Source organism: Elusimicrobiaceae bacterium, assembly GCA_028700325.1.
Lineage (GTDB): Bacteria > Elusimicrobiota > Elusimicrobia > Elusimicrobiales > Elusimicrobiaceae > JAQVSV01.
Map to the genome: position 1 here is coordinate 1 of JAQVSV010000055.1, position 14,349 is coordinate 14,349.

The window sequence follows — 14,349 nt, forward strand, 5'->3', positions numbered from 1 at the left end:
AGCTGTGCGGCCGGCGGATGGTGATCCGGCAGGGCCGGCGCGGCCGGTTCATGGCGTGTTCCGGTTTTCCCGCCTGCAAAAACACCCATTCGCTTGACGGCGAGGGCAACAAGGTGGCTGGTTCGGGCCCGCTTCCGACCGACCGCAAATGTGAAAAATGCGGAAAAATCCTTTTGCTGCGCAACGGCCCGCGCGGGCGGTTTCTGGCGTGTTCCGGGTATCCCCGGTGCAAAAATATCGTGAAAACGACGCCTGAAGAAATAGAGGAACTGCTTAAAAAAGCCGAGGCCGGACAGGCCGTTAAGAATGGCTGACGGCGCAGGTTTGCCGCGCCGCTAAACCATGCGGGAACAGGCCGAGAAATTTCTGCTGTACCTGCGGTCGCGCAATTACGCGGCCCGCACGCTGCGCGCGTACAGCGCATGCCTTGACGAGTATCTGGAATTTCAGGGCCGGCGCGGCGCGGCAACGCTCGCGGGGTTTAACAGGACGAACATACGGCTGTATCTGGCGTATCTGAGCGCGGCCGGCCCGGCGCGCAACACCGTGATAACAAAGATTTCCGCGCTGCGCAGTTTCGCCCGCTACGCGATGGATCAGGGTTTGCTCAAGCGCAATCCGTTTCTGCTGCTGCCGCTGCCGAAAAAAGAGCGCCGGCTGCCGCGGTTTCTTACCGAGGAGGAAGTGGCCGGGCTGATTGATGGGCTTAAATATACGGACCGCGCGGGCGGCCGCAAGAGCAGTCTGCCCCGGTATGAGAAACGCGACCGCGCGTTGCTTGAGTTGCTTTACTCCAGCGGCCTGCGCCGCGCGGAAGCCGCGGGGATGAATGTAGGCGACGTGGATTTTTACAGCGGGTTCGTGCGGGTGCTGGGGAAAGGCTCGAAAGAACGGCTGGTGCCGGTGGGCGAGCGGGCGCTGGCGGCTTTGCGGGAGTATCTCGCCGAACGGGCCGGGCCGGGGCCCGGTGAGCCGATGTTTGTCAACCGCAATGGCGCCCGGCTAGGCGGGCACGGAGTTGCGTTCGTGCTGAAGCGGGCGCTGTATGTGACCGGCGCCGAACGCGCGGTTTCGCCGCATGCGCTGCGCCACAGTTTCGCCACCCATATGCTTAACAACGGGTGCGACCTGCGTGCGCTGCAGGAAATGCTCGGGCACCGGAACCTGGCCACGACCCAGATTTACACGCATGTGTCGTACCGGCACCTGCGCAAGGCGTATGACGGGGCTCATCCGAAAGCGGCACGGCGGCGCCACGCCGCCTTCAAGCCGGACGGAACTGATGGGCGCGCCGCATGAACGCGGGCGCGGCGGCTGTTTTCAAGGAGGAGGTTCATGATCGGAATAGGCGTTGACGCGGGCGGAACTTTTATAAAATTCGTGGCCGTGGGCGATAACTGCAGAGTGCTTGACCGCGCGCAGGCTCATACGCCCGCCACGGGCGGGGAATTTGTCGGGGTGATTTCGGAGCGGATTCTGCAGTGGAAGAGAGAGCTGGGCGGCCGCCTGTGCGCCGCGATGGGGTTCGCCGGCGCGGTGGATTTTGAGCGCGGAGTGGTGCACAAGGCGCCCAATATTCCCTGCATAGAGAATCTGAACATAGCGGAGCAGGTCAAAAAGCGGACCGGGATACCCTGCGTGCTCGATAACGACGCCAATATGGCCGCCTGGGGCGCTTACGCCTATGACCTGAAGGAAAAATATCCCACCGTGATTACCGTAACGCTCGGCACCGGAGTGGGCGGCGGGCTGGTGCTTGACGGCGAGCTGTTCCGCGGCGCGACGGGCGCGGCGGCCGAAATAGGGCACATGAACATAGAGCCGGGCGGACGCAGGTGTCCGTGCGGCGGGCGGGGCTGTCTTGAGGCGTATTGCGGCAAACACGGCATTATAGCGCGGGCCCGGTCGGCCTATGCGGCGGCGGGCAAAAAAATACCCGACGGCATTGATCCGCTCTGGCTGGCCGAAGCGGCGGAAAGCGGCGACAAGGCCGCGCTGGAGCTGTGGCGCAAAACAGGCGAATACCTCGGGTACGGGCTGGGCAACGCGTGCGTGCTGCTGAGCCCGGACGCGATAGTGTTTACCGGCGGGCTCAGCGGAGCGAAAAAATTTTTTATGCCGGCGGTTGAAAAAGTGTTCGCGGACTGGGCGATGGACACGGCGTTCAGGCATGTGAAGCTGAAAGTGTCGCGCTTTCCTAATCTGGGCAGTATGGGCGCCGCGCTGTATGCCCGGCATTGCTGCCGGAAATAAAACCGTGAGATACCTGCCACGCTTCGCGCTTGCATGTCTGGCGGCGGTTTTTACGGCCGGCGCGTTCGGCTATGACCTGCCGGACGCCGGCGGCAGTCCGCATATTAATTTCGAAGCCGATCGCGCCGACTATAACCGCGCCGCCGACAGCATAAAGCTTTCCGGCCATGTGAAACTGAAGGAAGTCGGCCGGCCGGACGAGCTGCCGGGCCGCGAGCTGTTCGGCGAGGAGTTTACGGTTTATCCGTCGAGCACGGTGGCGGTTTCGTCGGGCGGGGTGCTGGTGAAGGAGGGCGAGAACGCTTTTTACGGCGAGGACGGCGTGTTTGACTGGGCTGTTAAATCGGCCACGCTGAATTACGTTTCGGCTTCTTACGGAGCCTGGCGGGTGATGGATTCGGAGATGATGTCGCTCTCCTCCGGCACCGAGCAGAAATACCGCAAGGTCCGCATAACCAGCTGCAATCTGAAGGATCCGCATTACTATATAAAGCTGAACAGACTGAGCGTGATACCCGGCCGGCGGGTTTACGGTACCGGCGCGGTTTTGTACATTGACAACGTGCCGGTGTTTTACATGCCGGTATTTTACAAGCCGCTGGGCACGGAAAACCCGTATGTCACCTATGTGGCCATGGGGTACGACAAGCGCAGCGGAGGCAGCCTCAAAACCACCACGGTATATAAATTCAATCCGCGGTTCACCGGCAAACTGTTTCTTGATTATTTCACCAATCTGGGCATTGGAACCGGCTCGGAGCTGGGGTATAAGGATCCGGCCCGATTCAACGGCAGCGTGGCGGGTTATTATATCCGCGAGAACGGCACGGCCAATAAGCGCTGGGGTCTGACGGGCGGCTACTGGTGGAAACTGCGCGACACTCTGTCCGGCGGCGAGCCGGACGGCGAGCTTTATTACAGCCAGGCGCAGTTCCGGCTGGTGTCCGACCCGTATTTCAACAACGATTTTTTCCGGTCCAATCCCTACGCCGTCAGCCCCGACGCCAACGCCAGCGCCGCCGTTGTCCGCCAGACCCGCAAAACGCTTCTGCGCGTAAGCTACATCAAACAGGAAACGATGTCGGGCGACGAGTTTGTTAAAACCTACGAGGCGCGCCCCCGGCTGGATTTCAATACCGCGCCGTTTCAGGCGCTGAAACTGCCGGTTCTGAACACCGTTACCGCTTCATACGAAAGCGCGCAGACCCAGACGACCGGCTATTATCTGTCAAAAGCCAACGCGCGGTGGAATGTGGACAAAAGTTTTTATGCGGCTGGCTGGAGCATGGTGCCGTCGGTTTTTTATGACGAGACGGTGCTGCTCTCGCCTTACGCGGCGGATTTTCAGTCGCGCCAGAGCGACCAGCGGATCGGCCGGATTGGCGGCTCGTTCTCCCTGCGGCACAATATTTTCTGGGGCGGCACGGCGGACCTGAAACAGACTTTCGTGCGCCGGTTTTCCACAAACACTTTCACGCGCGACGCGCTGGCCGATGACCGCGGCAGCGAAATGAACCAGCTTTCCTATTCCAATTTCTTTCGGCCGAGCCGAGATACTTACCTGATATTTTCCAGCAGCTACGATTTCCGCGATCTCAGAAGCGGTGCGCGCGATTTTACAGACAGGATCAGCCCGTTCGTGCTCAATTTCGCCTACACGCCGCGGCCGGAGCTGACGGTGTTTTTCAACGACACCTATGCGATCGGCGACGGCAATCAGGCTTTCTCGTTCCAGGCCGATTGCGGCAAAGTGGAAGGCAACCGGATGGGGCTGGGTCTGTCGAATTACAAAAACGATCCCTCCAGCTATATCGTCAACCATACGTTCAACTGGTTCCCGCAGGGCCGGTCGTGGGGAGTGCAGGCGGGGCTGGGTTATAACATAAGAATGCGCGGGTTTGAGGCTGAGTCGCTCAGTCTCTATTCCAAGGAACTGACTGTTTACAAGACATTCCATGATTTCAACACCGTCTGGAACGTACGGCTCCGCCCCGGGGTGCAGGCGTTCAATTTCAATATCAACCTGCGGTTTAACACGGTAAAAAGCCGCATCGTGTCGGAACGGGAGGCGCAGCGGTTCTGGTATCCGTGGCGCGACCAGGGCCCGGGCGCGACCGGCCCTGCCGACGCCAACCCGGCAGTGCAGGCCAATCCGTTCTAGCCGGCTGCGCCCGGTAATTTCCCGAACGGGTTTGACGCTTGGCTCATACTCTGATAACATTATTAGAGTAAAGGGAAGACGCAACTGCGGAGGTATGTAATGAAAAAGATTTTCCTGTTAGTGTCGGCGCTCGCGCTGGTTTCCGTGAGCGGCTGCGGCAGCAAAAATGTGAAGACCGCTGAAGACTCGGCCGCCAGGGCGCGCGCCGAAAAAATAGGCGAACAGAATCTGCAGGCGGACAATATTGTAGTGGCGGACGACAATATTCCCATTCTGCCCGGCATGGAAGAGGATAAAATCATAGAGGCCGCCGAGCCTGAAGCCAATATCCGCGCCGGCGTGTTCGACGCCTCCGACGGGCTCGCGCCGCTTTATTTCGCGTTTGACAAATATGAACTGACTGACGACGCGCAGCGGGCCGCGCGGTCAAACGCGCTGCAGCTTAAATCCTTTAAAAAGGACGATGTTCTGGTGGAAGGCCACTGCGACGACCGCGGCACCATCGAGTATAACATCGCGCTTGGCCAGAAACGTGCCAAATCCGTGCGGGATTATTATGTGGGGCTGGGGATAACCGCAGAAAAAATCACCACTATTTCCTACGGCAAGGAAAAGCCAGTCTGCTCCGAGCAGACCGACGAGTGCTGGCAGAAAAACCGCCGCGCGGAAACCAAGATCCGCGGTTAGGGCACACGGCCGTGAGCGATAACGCAATGCGATATCTGAGAGTCGGCGCGGCGCTGTGCGGTGCGCTGGGCATGAGCGGCTGTCTTGCCACGATGGAAGACACCGACCTGCTGCACCGCCAGCTTAACGCGATGAACGCCACGCTTGAGCAGATGTCGAAAAATCAGGCCGACATGAACCAGCGGTTCGAGCGGATGGGCAAGAGCTATGACGCGCAGTCCGAAACCCTGAAGGATTTTGACAGCCGGCTGTCGCGCAATTCCGCCAAACTTGACGATCTTAGCGTGATGTTTGACACCGCCATGGCGGAAACGAAAAGCAAGGCTGCCGCCGTGCTGCCCAGCCAGATTTACGGCGAAGCCTACGCCAATCTCATGCGCCGCAGTTATGACAGCGCGGTGCAGGGGTTCTCGCTTTATCTGGAAAAATTCCCCGGCGGGGAGCTGGGCGACAGCTGCTATTATTACCTTGGCAACGCCTACGAGGGCAAGGACGACCGCAAAAACGCCGCCGTAGCCTACGCCAGGGTGCTCGCCAAATATCCCGGCAGCGAATTCACCGCCGCAGCGCGGCTGAAATACGCGCAGGCGCTGCTCGCGCTGGGCGGCAAGGACGAGGAGGCGAAAAATTATCTCCGTTTCGTCATCAAGGATTTTCCTTACAGCCAGCAGGCCGCCATAGCGCGCGCCGAACTGGAAAAGCTTGAGCCGGGTTCCGCCGCGGACCGGACCGGGCCGGCGGCGCAGGTAAAACCCGCCGCGCCGCCCAGTCCTTCCCTGCCGGCGAAAAAAGCCGCCCAGCCGGAGTCAGGCAAGCGCGGGCGGAAAAACGGGGCATCCGGGTCTAAATGAAAAAAACCGCAAGTGTAATTCTGAGCGCGCTGATTCTGGCGGGCTGGTGCCCGGCGGGCGTGTTTGCCGCTCAGGGCGACATTTATATCGGGGTGGAGGGCCAGTCGGGCAAGACCGATAAAATTCCGCTTGCCATGCCGGAATTTCTGGCTGAACGCGCCAGTTCGCCGGCCGATATGGAAACCGCGCGCAGGCTAAAGGAAGTGGTGCGTGCGGATCTGCTGTTTTCGCGGTATTTCGATGTGGACGAGTCGGCCGGCCCGCGCGTGGAGTGGGACGATAACCGGTCCGGGCTGGAGGCGTGGAAAAAAACCGGCGCGCGGTATCTGGTGCTGGCGAAATGCGGCGATCTTGAGGGCAAGCAGTGGACGATGTCGGTCAATCTGTATGATTTGCAGTCGGGTCTGGCTATCCTGAGCAAATATTACCGCGGCTCCGCCGCCGGGCTGCGCCGGGGCGGGCATCTTTTTTCCGATCAGGTTGTCCGTCAGATCACCGGCCGGACCGGCATAGCGCATACGCGCGTGGCTTTCGCCAATGACTCGACGGGCCATAAGGAAATCTATCTGGTTGATTACGACGGCAAGAACCTGACGCAGCTTACCCGCGACAGATCCATAGCGCTGCTGCCGCGCTGGGCGCCTGACGGCGAGCGGCTGTTTTATACCACCTACCGGTACCGCAACCCCGACACGTTCGAGATCAATCTGGCGGAACGCAAGATCAAACCGCTTTCGCTTTACCAGGGCATCAATCTGCCGGGCGGGGTTTCGCCGGACGGAAAGGAACTGGTGCTCACGCTGTCGCGCGGGCGCACGCCGAACATCTATATAATGAACCTTGAAACCAAACAGCTGCGTCAGCTGACGAAAGGCTACAGCGTGGACAGCTCCGCGACATTCTCGCCGGACGGCAATTATGTGGCGTTTGTGTCGGACCGGAGCGGCAATCCCCAGATTTATGTGCTGGAGCAGGCGACCGGCGAGCTCAAGCGGCTGACCCGGCTGAACTGGTGCGACTCGCCGGAATGGTCGCCCGCCGGCGACTGGATCGTGTTTTCCGGGCGGGAAAAACCCGGCGATCGCATGGATATCTATCTGATAGATCCCACCGGTTCGCAGCTGCGGCGCGTTACCCGCGACGCGGGCTCCAACGAGGATCCGTCCTGGTCGCCCGACGGAAGATTTATCGTGTTTACTTCAACCCGCAACAACGCCCGGCAGATTTATGTCATGGATGCCGACGGCTCGGCCCCGCATCTTGTGGAGCGGCTGCCGGGAAAATCATACACGCCGCACTGGTCCCCTTAAATAACCGCGCGAGTTTTTTTGACCGTGTTTCCGCCCGGGCTGAAAACGCCGGCCGGGCGCGTGGCGCCGTAATGTTATAATTAACGCATGGGCCGGCGTAACAAAAAAATCATAGCGGCTGTCACTTTGGCCATGTTCGCGTTCGGGCTTATGGCGTCGGCTTTGTTCATAAACCAATGGGCGCGCAGCGGTCGGGCGGGCACAGACGATCCCGACACCTATCTCCGGCTTATGAAAGCGGAACAGGTTTACGTCACCGGCGACCGGGCGGCCCGCACAATCAATAAAATCGGTCCGCCGGCGGGTTTGCGGCTGCACTGGACCGCGCCGGCGGATTTTCTGCTTATAAACGGCGCGCGGTTTTTTCCGCAGGATAAAGGATTCCGCGCGGCGCTGTTTGAGTGGAGCGGCTGGTATCCGGCGGTACTGTTTGCCGCGGCGGGGTTCTGTCTGGCGTTGTGCGGCGTTTATGCCGGCGTTACGCCTGCCGCGCTGTTTTTCGTTCCGGCGGTGGCGGCGCTGCGGCTGCTGTTTTGGGGAGTGCTGGTGCCGGGCAATGCCGACCACCACGGACTGCAGGCGGTTTTATGGCTGGCGCTTGTGGCGGCGGCGTTCAAGATCTTCAAAACCGAAGGGCGGACGGGGTTTGCGATCGCCGGGGTCATAATCGGGCTGGGGATTTGGGTGAGCGTGGTGTTCATGGTCTTTGCGGGACTTGTGTGCGGGAGCATCGCGCTGTGGTGCGTTTATGCAAAAAAGCCCGACTGCCGGTTCGGGGCCGTATGGCTTTCCGGCTGCGCGGCGGCTGTGCTTGGCGCGGCTGTTTTGGTCGAATATCCGGCCGGCGTGCGCATGGGCGCGGTGTATGACATGGTTTCAACAGCGCATGCCGCGCTGTTCGCATTTATCGGGCTGTCCGCATGGGTTTACGGATTTTTCTTCTGGCGGCTGGAAACCGCGCGCGCCCGGTTTTATGCGGCGGCGGGCATGGTTTTGTGCGTGCTGGCGGCGGAATATTTGCTGTTTCCCGGTTTATTCGCCAGCCCGGTCCGGCAGTACGGCGGAGAAGCGTTTTATTCAATAATAAGGGAATGCCGGGCGCTGGTTAAATTGCCTGCCGCGATACAGCTGGCTTTCTGGTTCGAATTTACAGCCGCGACGGCAGCGGCGGGTTTTTATTCGGTAAAGGCCGCCCCGGTGGACAGGGCGGCCTGGAGGATGATGGCTGCCCTGTGCGTGGTGTGCGGAGCGTTGTCGTGTTACGAGGTGCGGTGGCTGCGGTATGCGACACCGCTGTTTGTAATTCCGCTTTCCGCGCTGTGCGCTTCGCTAATGCGCTGGCCGGGCGGCAGGAAAACCGGCGAGGGCCGCCTGATCGCGGCGGTGGCTCTGCTGGCCGTAATTTTTTCGCCGGCGGCGGTTATTTTTTTCACGCCCGCGTCTTGCTCCGCGGAGCAGGCGCTGGGGTCCGCTTTGCGGCGGGGCGGAATCGCGGCCGCGCTGGGCGCAAAGCCTGTCACGGTGCTTGTGCAGGCCGGTTTTGCGCCGCAGCTTGTGTACTGGACCCAGCATAATGCGCTGGCCGGGAATTATTACCAGCTGGTATCGGAGCGGAAACAGTATGAGGAATTTTTCGACGCGGCTTCAGATGAAGCCGCGTATCGGGTTGTTAAATCGGCGGGAGTCGAGGCGGTGCTTTTCTGCGCCGGCGCCAGACTGCTGGAGCAAAGCCAGCGGTTCGCCGACGCGCTTGAGCGTGGTGAAACGCCCGGCTGGCTGGTGCCCGTGCCGGGTTACGGAAAAAACGAAAACGGCATATTGTTTTATACCGTCAGGCAAATGCCGTGAGGCATTGCCCGCTCCGCGGCTGCGGTTTTTCCGTATTCGCGCGCGGCCGGCCGGCAAATTTATTAAAATTAATGCGGATGGGTGAAATATTTTTACAAGGAGAATACGGATATGAACCGTGAAGCCGCTTTTGCCCTGCTCGGCCAGTATGTGAAAAACGAGAATATGATCAGGCACTGCCTCGCCAGCGAAGCGGTGCTGCGCGCGCTGGCGGTGCGCCTGAATCAGGATGCCGAACTGTGGGCCATAGCCGGGCTGGTGCATGATGTGGATGTGGAAATTACCGGCTCCGATCCGGCGCAGCACTGCCGGGTCGCCGCGCAACTGCTGGCGGATAATGGCTACCCGCAGGAGCTGATCGCCGCCGTCCGGCTGCACAACGAAGCCGCCTGGCCCGGCGAAAAACGGGCTTCCATTTTCCAGCATGCGCTGGCGGCCGGCGAAACGATTACAGGGCTGATCACCGCAACCACGCTGGTGTATCCGGATAAAAAACTGGCGTCGGTAAAATCAAAATCCGTGGTCAAGCGGATGAAGGAAACCAAATTCGCCGCTTCGGTCAGCCGCGAGAATATCATGGAATGTGAACTGACAGGGGTTCCGCTGCCTGAATTCGCCGAACTGGCGGTAAACGCGATGCGCGAAATCGCGCCGGAACTGGGGTTGTGATCAGTCGGACGGCCAGAGCCTGCCCAGCCGTTCGATTTCCGTGACGACCCGGCGTTTCTCTCCGGGTTCTACGGTTTCGCGGTAGCGCGGGTTCGCGGTTCCGACCGAACGGTCGAACGCCTGTTCCGCAAGAGAGTCCGACAACCCGGTTTTTACGTCTTCCACCAGCGGGGCCAGCAGTATTTTCATTTGCGCGGCGGTGCCGAGCGCGTCAAATCTCTGTCGGTCCCGCGGCTGACCGGCGGAAGGAGCGGCTTCAGGCGGTGCCGGAGCAAGCCAGTAATAATCAACCTGCTGCCATATTCTGTACGGGCGGAACTGGACGCCGGAGAGGTTGACGCTGGAATTTCTAGTGAGTCCGCCGGCCAGCCGGCGCGCTCCCGACGGAGTTAACGGGCTGAGCAGGGCGGACAGCATGGAGCCCGGCCTGCTGAGCAGCCGGAACAGGCGCGGCGCCGCGGTTTTAAGATCGTCATTGGAAAAACGCAGGCCGCAGCGGGCGGAAAAATCGGTTTTTGCCGCGTCGGCAGTCAGCGTGAAGCTGAAAGGCGCAGGCTGGTCGTCCGGCGGGGTTCGCGCGCCGGCGGCGGCGCGGGCGGGCTCAGTGTTTTCAGCCGGGGCGGGCGTTTCGGCGCGGCAATGCCCGGCGAAAAACAGCAATAGCAGTCCTGCCGTCAACAGCCGGCCCGTGTGACATAAAGGAGTTTGCATATCCGCTATTATTATAGCTAAACTTAATGATATATAGCTGATGAGGGGAATGTTTATGAACAAAAGTCTGCTGTTGAGTTTATTACTTTCCAGTTCATGCGCCGCAATGGCTTTCGAGCAGGTTAATGTAGTCGGGGAATATAAATCCTATTCCTATAAAAAACCGGTCGCTGCCGCCGCAGTGGGCGACAGGGTGTATGTGCTGGACAAGGGCAATTCGCGGCTGGTGCTATTTACCGAGGGCAGGAAACTGCCGGATTTCATAGGCAAAGCGGGCGACGGCCCGGGTCGGTTCGACGAGCCGGCCGGACTTTGCGTCACCGCCTCCGGCCTGATTTATGTGGCGGACACCGGCAATGACCGGGTGCAGGCGTTTGATAGGGACGGCAATTTCCTTTTCGGGTTCGGCAATACGGGCGAGGGCGCGAGCAGGCTTTCCGCGCCCGAAGCCGTGGCCGCTGGTCAGGACGGCATGATTTATGTCGCCGATACCGGCAACAGCCGCGTGGCGGTATTCACGGAAGACGGTGTTTATGCGCGCTCGTTTACGGGAGTCGCCGAGCCGGCGGTCCTGAGCGTGGACGGCGAAGGCAATATTTTTGTGATGGGCGCGGCCGGAGGGGAAGTTGTGCGATTCGCGCCGGACGGTACGCGGCTGGGCGCGCTCAAGGTTGCCGGCCGGGCGTTTTGCGCCAATCATTTCGGGCTGCTTTATTCAGCCAGCGCGGACAAAGGCAAGGTGATAGAGTTTTCGGCGGACGGCCTGCCGCAGGGCGAGTTCGGCACGCTGGGCAAGGGCAAAGGCCAGTTCCGCGAACTGGCCTCGGTGGATGCCGCGGATAACGGCGATATCCTTATCACCGACTCCGGCAACAAGAACGTCACCCGCATTGCGTTTGTTACCGCCGGCGCGGCGGTCGCGCAGAAACCCGCTTTCAACGCCAGCATGACGCTTGCCGGGCCGCTGCGCGAGGACAAGGCGGCCATATTCCCGTTTGTGGTGTCTTCCGGCGTGGTGACCGGATACTATTGCGAAGAAAAGGTTTTCAAAAGCGGGTCCGGTGCGATTAAATTCGGCGAATACGGCAAGGAGCCGGGCAAAACGCGCGAGCCCCGCTCGATCGCGTTCAGCGCGAAAAACGGATTTTATGTGTCGGACTCCGGCAACGACCGGGTGGAGGTGTTCGGCCCGGATGGAAAATTCATCCGCGTTATCGGCGAGCGGGCCGGGTTCATGGGCAGTTCCTCCAAGGAAGGCCGCATGGACGAGCCTGCTGGTGTGGCGGCGGATAGCGGCGGCGGGGTGTTTGTGGCCGACGAAGGCAATTACCGCATACAGCAGTTCACCGTGTCGGGCATGTTCGTCAACGCGGCCGGGCCGAAACTGGGAAAATACAAGCTGGACAAGCCGGTCGGGATCGTGATTCTTGAAGATAATCACCGGCTGGTGCTTGATCGCGGCCTGAAAAAAGTTTTTGAGCTGCTGCCTAACGGCAACCTCAAGCAGGTGTGGGGCGAGGCGGGCGAAATGCCGGGCCAGTTTATCAATCCGGTTTCCATCGCGTATGACGGGCGCGAGTTCGTGTATGTGCTGGACGCGGGCGACGGGCGCGTTAAAATTTTTACCCGCGAGGGTAAATTCAAGGCCGCGTTTTTCGCCCGGGGCACCGGGCGCGGGGAATACATGGCGCCGGCCCAGATCGCGTTTTCCGGCGACAGCCTCTACATCACCGATCCCGAGCGGAAGAAATTTGACGAATACCGGTTCAAAATGCTGCTCGCGCCGCCTGTCGTTTCAACTTTTTCCGTGTCGGAAGACGAGGTCGCGCTGGCGTGGCGGGACGTCAATAACGCCTGGCTTGCGCAGTACCGCGTTTACCGGTCCACCCGCGCTGACAGCGGATACGCGCTGATTTTTTCCACTCAGGGGCTCGCGGCCCGGGAAGTGGTGCCGGTTGCGCCCGCCACCTATTATTACAAGCTGAGCGCGGTTTCCTTGTCCGGCGGAGAAGGTCTGCTGTCGCCGGCGCACAGGGTGTTCGTGCCGGGCAGCCTCAACGTGCCGAAACTCAATATCCAGAACACAGATATCAATTATATTTTTTCGGCGAATTATAAGTATTACCTGAAAAATCCGATCGGATATGTGGAACTGGCCAACAACACCGACACGGCTTTTAAGGACGTGAAACTGTCGTTCGAGATGAAGGATTTCATGGATTTTCCGTTTGATAAGATCATCAAGCGCATACCCGCGCGCGAGAAAGTGCGGGTGCCGCTGCTGGTGACGCTGAGCAACCGCATTCTGGAAATTTCCGAAGACACGCCGGTGCAGGCCAAACTGACCGCCGCCTATTTCATGAACGAACGCGAGCGGGAGCAGACTCTTACGCTGCCGGTGAAAGTGCTGTCGCGCAACGCGATCATATGGGACAAACCCGACCGGCTGGGCAATTTCATCACGCCCAAGGATCCGCCGGTTTTCGATTTCACCAAGAAAGTGATTCTGGAACAGCCGAAGAAAGGCGCGCAGCTGATAGATCACAAGCTGGGCACCGCACTCATGCTGTGGAGCGGAGCGAGCGCGTACGGCCTGCAGTTTATGAGCGATCCGGCCAACCCGTATGAAACCGTGAAAGCGAGCGTGACCCTGCCTGTTGACACGGTGCAGATGCCGCGCGACACCCTGCGCCTTAAAAGCGGCGAGTGCGACGATCTGACGGCGCTGCTTTCGGCCATGTTCGAGGGCGCCGGCCTGCGCACCGCGCTGCTTGACTATCCCAGCCATATCGCGCTGATGTTCGACACCGGCAAGTCCACGCCGGAGGAAGCGGGGCTGCCCGGCGACAGAATGATTAAGCATGACGGCACCTGGTGGGTGCCCGTGGAGGCGACCATGCTGGGCCGCAGTTTCGCCGATTCGACCAAGCAGGGCATTACCACCTACAGCCGCAACGTGGAGTCGGTGAAAATAATGCCGGTCCAGACGGCATGGAAGGAGTTCGAGCCGGTTACTCTTGCCAAGACCGACTGGACGCCGGACATACCCCCGGCCGATGCGATGCGGGCGGCCTATCTCAAGGATTCCGGGAAATTCGCCGACGAGCGTTTCGCGTTCCTCAGCAAAGCCTGCGAACAGGAGCTGAAAGAAACGCCCGACAGTTTCGCCGCGCTAAACAGCCTCGGCATCCTGTATGCCGAGTATGGCAAGACTTCCGACGCCAGGGATTATTTCGAGCGGATTCTGAAACTTGCGCCCTCTGATTCAAGCGCGCTTAACAACATGGGCAACATAGAATATCTCAAAGGCGATTACGAGCGGGCGCAGCTGTATTACAAGCAGGCGGCGGAAGCCGATCCCAATGACGGGCGCATCGCGCTCAACCTCGCCCGCACGGCGCATCAGCTGAACCGGAAAGACGAAATTGACGGGTATCTCAAACGCGCCGTAAGCCTTGCGCCGGAGTTGCAGGAAACGGCGGATTTGATAAAATTGCAGTAATCTCAGGGAGGAAGTCATAAATGAAACGAACATTAGCGGTTGCAGGTATGCTGGCGCTTCTTCTGCCGTGCGCGTTCGCGGCGGACGGGGCAGCCAAAGCGGAAACCGGGGACACGGTGAAAGCCGAAGTCAAAACCGCGGCGGATAAAGCCGCGAAAAACGAAACGGCCGCGGAAGCCGCGCCCGGAAAAGACTCTGGCGAAACAAGCTGGTTTTCCGAAAAGCTGAAAGTGATTAAAACCAGAATAAACAGGAAGATGCAGTCCGCTTCGGTCCGCAATTCGGCGGTTGCCGCCGTACGCGGCGACAAGACGGACTCGGACGCCATGGCGCCGGACTGGAAAGGCGGCGATGACG

Annotated in this window: 12 protein-coding genes; 11 read left to right on the plus strand and 1 reads right to left on the minus strand. The window is 60.0% G+C overall.

The annotated features are described in order from the left end of the window. From PHW69_07510 to PHW69_07550, 9 genes are all read left to right on the plus strand, one after another. A partial coding sequence (locus PHW69_07510) for a topoisomerase DNA-binding C4 zinc finger domain-containing protein (GenBank protein MDD4005031.1) occupies nucleotides 1-314 on the plus strand: 314 nt, incomplete at its 5' end. 28 nt (nucleotides 315-342) lie between these two features. After that, nucleotides 343-1,299: a tyrosine-type recombinase/integrase gene (locus tag PHW69_07515; protein MDD4005032.1), complete on the plus strand. Its 957-nt coding sequence runs from the start codon at nucleotides 343-345 to the stop codon at nucleotides 1,297-1,299. Between the two features lie 36 nt (nucleotides 1,300-1,335). Beyond that, on the plus strand, nucleotides 1,336-2,253 hold the full coding sequence (locus PHW69_07520; GenBank protein ID MDD4005033.1) for an ROK family protein: 918 nt from the start codon (nucleotides 1,336-1,338) through the stop codon (nucleotides 2,251-2,253). Nucleotides 2,254-2,257: 4 nt separating this feature from the next. Continuing rightward, nucleotides 2,258-4,414, plus strand: a complete 2,157-nt coding sequence (locus PHW69_07525) for a hypothetical protein (protein MDD4005034.1) — start codon at nucleotides 2,258-2,260, stop codon at nucleotides 4,412-4,414. A gap of 99 nt (nucleotides 4,415-4,513) precedes the next feature. Continuing rightward, nucleotides 4,514-5,101 (plus strand): peptidoglycan-associated lipoprotein Pal, encoded by a 588-nt coding sequence (gene pal, locus PHW69_07530; GenBank protein ID MDD4005035.1) that lies wholly within the window; start codon nucleotides 4,514-4,516, stop codon nucleotides 5,099-5,101. A gap of 26 nt (nucleotides 5,102-5,127) precedes the next feature. After that, the gene (locus PHW69_07535; GenBank protein ID MDD4005036.1) at nucleotides 5,128-5,952 is read left to right on the plus strand and encodes a tetratricopeptide repeat protein; all 825 of its coding nucleotides are present in this window, start codon (nucleotides 5,128-5,130) and stop codon (nucleotides 5,950-5,952) included. Further along, on the plus strand, nucleotides 5,949-7,262 hold the full coding sequence (locus PHW69_07540; GenBank protein ID MDD4005037.1) for a DPP IV N-terminal domain-containing protein: 1,314 nt from the start codon (nucleotides 5,949-5,951) through the stop codon (nucleotides 7,260-7,262). The genes PHW69_07535 and PHW69_07540 overlap by 4 nt, the downstream gene beginning before the upstream one ends. Before the next feature lie 87 nt (nucleotides 7,263-7,349). Further along, nucleotides 7,350-9,110: a hypothetical protein gene (locus PHW69_07545; GenBank protein MDD4005038.1), complete on the plus strand. Its 1,761-nt coding sequence runs from the start codon at nucleotides 7,350-7,352 to the stop codon at nucleotides 9,108-9,110. Between the two features lie 111 nt (nucleotides 9,111-9,221). Next, entirely contained in the window at nucleotides 9,222-9,779 is a 558-nt protein-coding gene (locus PHW69_07550) for an HDIG domain-containing protein (protein ID MDD4005039.1), read from the plus strand. Here the strand turns inward: PHW69_07550 and PHW69_07555 are convergent, their stop codons facing one another. Then, entirely contained in the window at nucleotides 9,780-10,490 is a 711-nt protein-coding gene (locus PHW69_07555) for a hypothetical protein (GenBank protein ID MDD4005040.1), read from the minus strand. Nucleotides 10,491-10,545: 55 nt separating this feature from the next. On the opposite strand from PHW69_07555, the gene PHW69_07560 reads away from it, so the two are divergent. Together PHW69_07560 and PHW69_07565 are read left to right on the plus strand one after the other, a co-directional pair. Further along, nucleotides 10,546-13,992 (plus strand): tetratricopeptide repeat protein, encoded by a 3,447-nt coding sequence (locus PHW69_07560; protein ID MDD4005041.1) that lies wholly within the window; start codon nucleotides 10,546-10,548, stop codon nucleotides 13,990-13,992. Between the two features lie 20 nt (nucleotides 13,993-14,012). Beyond that, a partial coding sequence (locus PHW69_07565) for a hypothetical protein (GenBank protein MDD4005042.1) occupies nucleotides 14,013-14,349 on the plus strand: 337 nt, incomplete at its 3' end.